General features: G+C 62.1%; 4 protein-coding genes and 1 pseudogene. All 5 read right to left on the reverse strand.

Annotation, left to right across the window (positions count from 1 at the left end; genetic code table 11):
• Positions 1-310, reverse strand: a pseudogene (locus HMPREF2879_RS08015) (DUF6318 family protein); the annotation flags it as partial.
• Positions 311-718: 408 nt separating this feature from the next.
• Positions 719-1,807, reverse strand: a complete 1,089-nt coding sequence (locus tag HMPREF2879_RS08020) for a quinone-dependent dihydroorotate dehydrogenase (protein ID WP_070635228.1) — start codon at positions 1,805-1,807, stop codon at positions 719-721.
• Between the two features lie 78 nt (positions 1,808-1,885).
• The gene (locus HMPREF2879_RS08025) at positions 1,886-2,677 is read right to left on the reverse strand and encodes an isoprenyl transferase (protein WP_049341241.1); all 792 of its coding nucleotides are present in this window, start codon (positions 2,675-2,677) and stop codon (positions 1,886-1,888) included.
• 192 nt (positions 2,678-2,869) lie between these two features.
• Positions 2,870-3,721 carry a DNA repair protein RecO gene (gene recO, locus HMPREF2879_RS08030; protein WP_070635230.1) on the reverse strand — a complete coding sequence of 284 codons (852 nt, stop codon included), beginning with the start codon at positions 3,719-3,721 and terminating at the stop codon, positions 2,870-2,872.
• Between the two features lie 224 nt (positions 3,722-3,945).
• The gene (locus tag HMPREF2879_RS08035; protein WP_049353093.1) at positions 3,946-4,221 is read right to left on the reverse strand and encodes a hypothetical protein; all 276 of its coding nucleotides are present in this window, start codon (positions 4,219-4,221) and stop codon (positions 3,946-3,948) included.
• Positions 4,222-4,531: the final 310 nt, after the last annotated feature.

Genomic DNA, 4,531 nt, shown 5'->3' on the forward strand with positions numbered 1-4,531 from the left:
GGGCGTTAGGCTTCGGCACGTTCTGAGCAGGGCCGTAGCCATCGGCCTTACGGTACTCACCGTCGGGTGCCTTCGAACCACCCGAATAACCACGAACAGTAGAAGGGGTGGCGCTCGCAGAGGGAGACTCAGAAGCCACTGCAGATGCCGAAGCCGACTCGCTCGGCGCGGCAGATGCGGTGGCTGCTGCCTCGTTAGAAGCCTGCTGGCCACACGCCGCAAGCAGGGCGCCAAGGCCCACAAGTGCGCCGCTACCCAGCAGGGTACGGCGAGGAATTTGGCTACGGTAAAGGAAGGTACGAGGCTCCATGACGGTGCGCTCCTATCGTCGGTGATGGTTGTGTATGCACTTGTCAGGCTGGTAAAAATGGTCGTTACTTGACCGCCGGAAGAACCCAGCCGCGCAACGTATCCAGCAGGCGCAACAATGCACCACGGGACGCTACATATAAAACCCTACCGCATATTTACAGTCGTTTGCTTTGCAATGAGTGTAATAGCAACGAATCGTCACTATTCGAACAATTCAATGCTTTATGCGTCAAATAACTATGCGTGCTCAGAAGCCACATGTGGCTTTTCGGCGGAATAGAGGGCACATAAAAGGGGGCACCGCCTCCACCCCCTACGGGTAGAGAACGGTGCCCCCTTTCAGCACGCAGAGTCAACACGCCAAGTCAGCGCGCCGGGAAGTATAACGCTCCCGCCTGCAAACCTTTTAGCGGCGAGCGCGGCGCAACTTCACCAGGCCACGGTTAATGTGTGCCGCCCAGAGCGGGCCCTCATACAGGAACGCAGTGTAGCCCTGCACCAGGTCAGCGCCAGCGTCCAGGCGCTCCTGCACATCCTTAGCGGTGGTCACGCCGCCAACGGAGATAATCGCGAGGTCGTCACCGATTTCGCGCTTGAGCAGGCGTAGCACCTCCAGGGAGCGGGGCTTCAGCGGTGCACCGGAGAGGCCGCCGGCACCAATTTCCTTAACCTTGGTCATGTCGCTGGTCAGGCCCAGGCCGTCGCGGGCAATAGTGGTATTGGTGGCGATGATGCCGTCCAGCTTCAGCTCCTTAGCGAGGGCTGCCACCTCGATAACGTCCTCATCGACCAGGTCCGGTGCGATCTTCACGGTCAGCGGTACGTGGCGGTTGGGGCATACGCGGTCTGCCTCCTCACGCACGGCGGCAAGCAGCGGGCGCAGCGACTCGATAGCCTGCAGAGTGCGCAGACCCGGAGTGTTCGGGGAAGAAACGTTGACGACCAGGTAGTCTGCCTGCGGTGCCAGGGTGCGGGTAGAAATCAGGTAGTCCTCGATAGCGTTCTCAAGCTCGACGACCTTGGTCTTGCCAATGTTCACGCCGATGACCGGGCGTACAGCGCCGCGGTATTCGGTTTCGAGGTCTGCACGGGCGGCGGCTACGCGCGGGCCTGCCGCTGCGGCGCCGTCGTTGTTGAAGCCCATGCGGTTGATGACCGCCTTATCTTCCACGAGGCGGAAGAGGCGCGGCTGCGGGTTGCCGGGCTGCGCCTGGCCGGTGATGGTGCCGATCTCGACGTGGCCGAAGCCGATACCAGCCAGCGCGGCAATGCCCTTGCCGCCCTTGTCGAAGCCTGCAGCCAGGCCGAACGGCGAGGGGAAAGTAATGCCCATGACGGTGGTTGCCAGTTCGGGGGCGGGCTGGAAGTACTTGCGCAGCGCGCGGGTGATGCCGACGTTGCGCAGGGTCTGAACGCCCCAGAAGCCGACGTGGTGTGCCTTCTCGGGGTCCATGCCCTTGAAGAAGATGTTGAAGAAGGTCGGGTAGATGCGCATTTGTTCTCCCTAGTGTTGGAGGGTGTGGGTGGTTTGTGGGGCTACGAGCCGGGCGTGCCGGGACTGTATGCCGGGCTGCTACTTGTCGTTGGCAACGGCGTCGACAGCGCCACCGTAGCGGCGGTCGCGGCGCGCATACTCTTCGACAGCTTCCCAGAGGGTGCGGCGGTCAACGTCGGGCCAGAGCACGTTCATGAAAATCATCTCGGCGTAGGCGCTCTGCCACAGCAGGAAGTTCGAGATGCGCTGCTCGCCGGAGGAACGCAGGAACAGGTCAACGTCGGGCAGGTCGGGCTCGTCCAGGTACTTCTGGATGGTCTTTTCGGTAATGTTGCCGGGCTTGATCTTGCCCGCCACAGCGTCCGCTGCGATAGCTGCCGCCGCGTCAGCGATTTCTGCGCGGCCGCCGTAGTTCACGCACATGGTGAGGGTGCAGACGGTGTTGTCGATGGTTTCGCGTTCGCAGTGTTCGAGCTCTTCGATGACGTTCTTCCACAGCTTGGGTCGGCGGCCAGCCCAGCGGATGCGCACACCCCAGGTTTTGAGGGTTGCCAGCTGACGTTGCAGCACCTCGGTGGAGAAACGCATGATGAACGCGACTTCGCTGGGTGAGCGCTTCCAGTTTTCGGTGGAGAAAGCGTAGGCGGTCACGTACGGGATGCCCATTTCGATAGCGCCCGCAACAACGTCCAGCAGTGCCGCCTCGCCGGCGCGGTGGCCCTCGGTGCGGGGCAGGCCGCGTTCGTTCGCCCAGCGTCCGTTACCGTCCATGACGACGGCGACGTGCTGCGGAATGAACTTCTTCGGAATCGGCGGCGGGGTTGCCCCGGTGGGGTGTGCGGGCGGGGGTACGGGCTGGGTGCGTGCCATGTGTGCCTTTCTTCCCTGGCGGGTTCTCCCCCGGGGTCGTTTGCCTAGATATGCGCCAGAAATAAACCTGGCGTGCTGTAGCTATTTTACCGTGACACAGTGCGCATGGGCGGGTGCTTCGGAGGTTATTTTGCGTCCTGGTTGACGCGTGATTGAAGCACCGGCGTGCATCTACACTGTGCGGGCGGTTCTTTACAGCGAAGGACTTTCGTTCTCGAGGGCGCTCGCCGTTTTGAGGGGGTGTTCGAGCAGGTTCTGGGTGGTTTTCAGGTAGAGTCCCAGAATTTTGGAGGCAACCGGCACGGGTGCTGCGTCAATCGTCGCCCAGGCGCGCGGATCCGCCGATGCGGTGGCGAGCGCATAGCCGAGCTCTTCGGCGCGCAGGCCGGTTAGGGGTGTGTCGGTGGCGGGTGCGCATTGGGGGCAGAGGACCGTGTGGTGCCCATAGGTGTGGGCGGTGTGGAAGGCAATGTACCTGCCGCTTCCGCCTGTAGCGCCGGGGGTGCTGCTGTCTGCTCTGTTATCGCCCGGGTAATCTGCGTTCACGAGCGGGTTGCCGCATCGGGTGCAGTTCTCACCAATGAGCGGCCAGCCAGCGGCGTTCATGCTGCGCGCCAGGTAGCGGGTCAGAATCCTCTGCGGCACATGCTGCCCGTGCGCGAGCGCGGCAAGCGCCCCGTGGGTCAGGGTGTAAATATCGGAGGTGCTGTCGGTGTCTTTGGTGAGTGCTTCCGCCAGTTCGGCGATGGTGGAGGCGCACGTGTACGCATCGTAGTTCGCCATGATCGGTGCGGTGTAGGCGTGCAGGGTCACCGCCTGGGTGATGGTGTGCAGGTTGGCTCTGCCGCGGCTGAAGGACAGGTCGGTGTGCATGAACGGTTCGAGTCGCCCACCGAACTTGGAGGTAGGTTTGCGTACGGCTTTAGCGACGGCGTGGGTGATTCCGTTATCGCGGGTGAGCATGATGATGATGCGGTCGGTTTCGCCGAGTTTTTGGGTGCGGAGGATGAGGGCGGCGTCGCGCCAGGTGCGGGGTTCGCTCACGGGTGTCTCCGTTCTCGGTACATGCTCGGTGGGTATCGGGTGGGCAGATTTTCGGCGGGCGCTCTATAGGCGTTGCCCTCAGTAGACGCTTGGTAAGCGTTGAGGGCAAGAGCTGCGCGGGGGTGCGGCTACGGTGTTGCGGGTACGGTTCGACCCCTGCCTCGTTACCCCGCGTAGGGGGTACCGGTCAGGGGTCGGTCCGTAACGTATGGGCGAGGCGCTATTTAGTCCTCGTACTCGATATCGTCGTCGATGTCGTCTTCATCGTCGAGGATTTCTTCAAGGTCGTCCTCGTCTTCATCACCGTAGACGCTCAAGGGGGTGACCTCGTTGTGAGCCTCGAAGAGGGCATCTTCGTAGGCTTCGAAGGCGTTGGCGATTTCTACGTACGCCTCATCGACGGCGGGGTCGTGTTCGCCGGTTCGGTTTACGACGGCGGTCAGGTGCGCCTCCAGCGCGTCAAGGAGGCGGGTGAGTTCGGTGCGAGGATCAATGCTCATGCCATTATTCTACTACCTACGCGCCTATGGTGTGCGCCGGGCGGTCATACGGCGGTTTAAACGCGGAACTATGAACGGGCGCGGCAGGTCAATCGGCAGATAAATTCGGTGCCGTGCAGAGAACGCCAAAGCCAGAGCGGTAAGCCCAGGTTGGTCAAGTCAGGCTGGGCAAGCCAAGCTGATAAAGCCAGGTTGGTCACGCGAAGCAGCGCGCGGCACATCAAGCACCGCGTTTATTTCTGGCGTATATCTAGGCAAACGACCCCGGGGGAGAACCCCGCCAGGGAAGAAAGGCACACATGGCACGCAC

It is taken from the genome of Rothia sp. HMSC069C04 (assembly GCF_001812895.1).
In the GTDB taxonomy this organism is placed as follows: Bacteria; Actinomycetota; Actinomycetes; order Actinomycetales; family Micrococcaceae; genus Rothia.